At 56.3% G+C, this 504-nt stretch carries 1 protein-coding gene; it reads left to right on the top strand.

Going from position 1 to position 504, the window contains the following annotated elements:
- Positions 1-504, top strand: a 504-nt coding sequence (locus tag ACUHMQ_RS21030; RefSeq protein WP_445297386.1) for a transposase, incomplete at both ends; no start/stop codon positions are given.

Genomic DNA, 504 nt, shown 5'->3' with positions numbered 1-504 from the left:
CGCTTTGTCGGTCTACGCAGTAGCAGTCAGATTCCAGACCGTACCACCCTTTGGACCTTCAAGGAGCGGCTCATTGCCGCAGGTGCGAGTAACAGCATCTTTGAGGCGACCAATCGGCAGTTAGCCAAACATGGCTATATTGCACGCATTGGTCAGATGGTGGATGCCAGCATCGTGCAAGTCCCGAAGCAGTCGGTGAGCCGGGAAGAGAAAGCCATGCTTCAAGAACGCGCCATGCCTGCTGACTGGTCGCCGGCAAAGCGCCGGCAGAAGGACCTGGATGCCCGATGGACCAAGAAGCACGGCAAGTCTTACTTTGGCTACAAGGTCTCCACCAGCGTCGATAAGCGTTACAAGTTGATTTGGAAGATGGTGGTCAGCACTGCCAGCGAGCACGACACCTTGCACTTTGAGCGCGTACTCGACGAGGGTAATACCAGCCGTGACGTGTGGACTGATCGCGGCTATGTGGATGGGGAGCGTGAAGCTCGGCTCATTGGACAA

The organism is Chitinimonas violaceus, from assembly GCF_052601015.1.
Note: the sequence above shows the minus strand (reverse complement) of the source record. Positions and strands in the feature narration are given on the sequence as shown.